Below are 2,562 nucleotides of genomic sequence, written 5' to 3' on the forward strand. Positions count from 1 at the left end.
GACCGCCCCGGCGACGCGGCGGAAACCGGCCAGGACGCCGACGGCACGGACGCCGACGGCACGGACGCCGACGCCGCCGAGGAGACGGCCGGGGCGGAGACGGCGGCGGAGAAGGAAGCCGCGGAGAAGAAGGCCGCCGCGGAGAAGAAGGCCGCTCGGGAGGCGGCGCGGCTGGAGCGGCTGCGCGCGGACATCGAGAAGCTGCACGACGAGGCCGGATCCGCCACCGACGCCTACAACGCGGCCGTGCAGCGCGTGGAACGCCAGGAGCGGGCCGTCAAGCGGCTGGCCGGGGAGCTGTCCCGCAACCGCGGCGCGATGACCAACCTCAGCAACCGGGCCGGGGCCATGGCCCGCGCCCAGTACCGGGGCGGCGGACTGCCGCCCGGGCCCCGGCTGGCGCTGGAGACCGACCCGGAGCAGTTCCTGCACTCGCTCAGCCTCATGTACAAGGGGCAGCGCGCCACCACCGGCTTTCTCCGGGAACTCAAGTCGACCCGGAAGACCCTCCAGGCGGACGCGCGACGGGCCACCGCCCGCTGGGAGAAGCTGGAGGCGAGCCGCAAGAAGCTGTCCGCCGCCAAGAAGAAGGTCGAGCAGCGGCTGGAGAAGGCCGAGAAGCTGGAGTCGCAGCTCGCCGTCGGCGAGCGGGAGCAGCTCCGCGAGCTCGAGGAGCGGACCTCCTACCAGCGCCAGATGCGGTGGCTGAAAAGCGGCGTGCTCGACGAGATCAACGCCAAGGCCTCCGAGTCCGGCAAGCAGGCCATCGCCTACGCCACCGCGCAGATCGGCAAGGACTACCGCTGGGGCGCCACCGGCCCCGGCACCTTCGACTGCTCCGGGCTCACCCAACGCGCCTGGGAGGCCGCCGGAACCACGATCCCGCGCACCTCGCAGGAACAGTGGAAGGGCCTGCACAAGGTCAACATCAAGGACATGCGCCCGGGTGATCTGATCATCTACAAACAGGACGCCAGCCACGTCGGCCTCTACGTAGGGGAGGGCAGCATGGTCCACGCCCCCAGGACCGGACGGCAGATACGCATCGAGGGCGCGGGTGCGCTGCCGATACTCGGTGTGGTGCGGCCCGACGCCTGACCTCGCCGCGTAGTCGACCGGGCACGCCCGGCACGATCTCCACCCCGACCCCCCCATGGCCCTGTGAGCTACGGCATATGCCCCCGCTTCCTTCTCACTGGGCATTCCGCACAGCCGTTCCATCCCGCTAGGGTCGCTCCGGCACGCCGTGCAGGTGCCGACGCGCCCTCGGGGGGAGGGAAGAGGAAAACGTTGATGTCCGTGCCGCTGGGCGACGAGGCGAAAACGACGGGTGCCACAGTGCAGCTGCCGCGCCAGGCCGAGACCCTGCTCGTCATCCAGGCCGATCCCGCGGGCTCCCCGCCCCTGCCCGAGATGCTCAACGCCTACGGCAGCCGGGTCCGGGTACGGACCGCGCGCAACCTCACCGAGGTCGAACGGCTGCTCACCGACGAGGTGCACTGCATCCTGCTCGACCTGGCACTGGGTGACCTCGAACTCCTCCACCAGGTCCTCGACCTCGCCCCCCACCACGCCGTCCTCGTACTGACCGACGAGGACGACGCCGAACGCGCCGCCGAGGCCGTACGCGTCGGAGCCCAGGACTACCTGTTCCGCGACGAGCTGGACGCCCGACTGCTCGGCCGGGCCATCCGCTACGCCGTGGAGCGCAGACGGGCCGACATCGCCCACCGGCAGCTCACCGAGTCCCGCCTGCGGGCCCAGGAGAACGCCCGCCTGGAACGCGGTCTGCTGCCCACGCCGCTCCTGGAGGGCAGCGAACTGCGCTTCGCCGCCCGCTACCGCCCCGGCCGGTCCCGCGCCCTGCTGGGCGGCGACTTCTACGACACCGTCCGCACCAGCGACGGCACCGTGCACGCCATGATCGGTGACGTCTGCGGCCACGGGCCCGACGAAGCGGCGCTCGGCGTGGAGCTGCGCATCGCCTGGCGCGCCCTGATCCTGGCCGGCCTGTGCGGCGACCATCTGCTCGCCACACTCCAGCAGGTGCTGGAGCACGAGCGGTCCAGCGACGAGATCTTCGCGACCCTGTGCATGGTCGACATCTCACCCGACGGCCGCCGGGCCGGCGTGTGCCTCGCCGGTCACCCGGCGCCGCTGGTGAACGGCGCGGCCGGCCTGCGGCTGCTCCCCGAGGACAGCGCGGGACCGGCGCTCGGCCTGCTGTCGCGGGCCCGGTGGCCCCGGACCCAGGTGGAGCTGGGCGGGGCCTGGAGCCTGATGCTCTACACCGACGGCATGATCGAGGGCCACGTCGGCGAGGGCAGGGAACGGCTCGGGCAGGACGGCATGCGGGAGCTGGTCGCCCAGCGACTCTCCGAGGGCGGGCGGGGCGAGGCCCTGCTCGACAGCCTGCTGGCGGACGTCCGCCGGCTCAACGGCGGCGAGCTGGCCGACGACATCGCCGTGGTCCTGCTCGACCGGGGCTGAGCGCTGCCGGAGCCCGCCGCGCACCGCAGGCGCGTGCGGGGCGTCTTCGTGGGGGGTCTCCGTGGGGCGTCT

General features: G+C 72.7%; 2 protein-coding genes. Both read left to right on the forward strand.

Annotation, left to right across the window (positions count from 1 at the left end):
* A partial coding sequence (locus ACYVE9_RS22415; RefSeq protein WP_461029696.1) for a C40 family peptidase occupies nt 1-1,098 on the forward strand: 1,098 nt, incomplete at its 5' end.
* A 75-nt stretch (nt 1,099-1,173) separates the two neighbouring features.
* Nucleotides 1,174-2,490 carry a PP2C family protein-serine/threonine phosphatase gene (locus ACYVE9_RS22420; protein ID WP_461029697.1) on the forward strand — a complete coding sequence of 439 codons (1,317 nt, stop codon included), beginning with the start codon at nt 1,174-1,176 and terminating at the stop codon, nt 2,488-2,490.
* Nucleotides 2,491-2,562 lie beyond the last annotated feature (72 nt).

It is taken from the genome of Streptomyces sparsus (genome assembly GCF_054776295.1).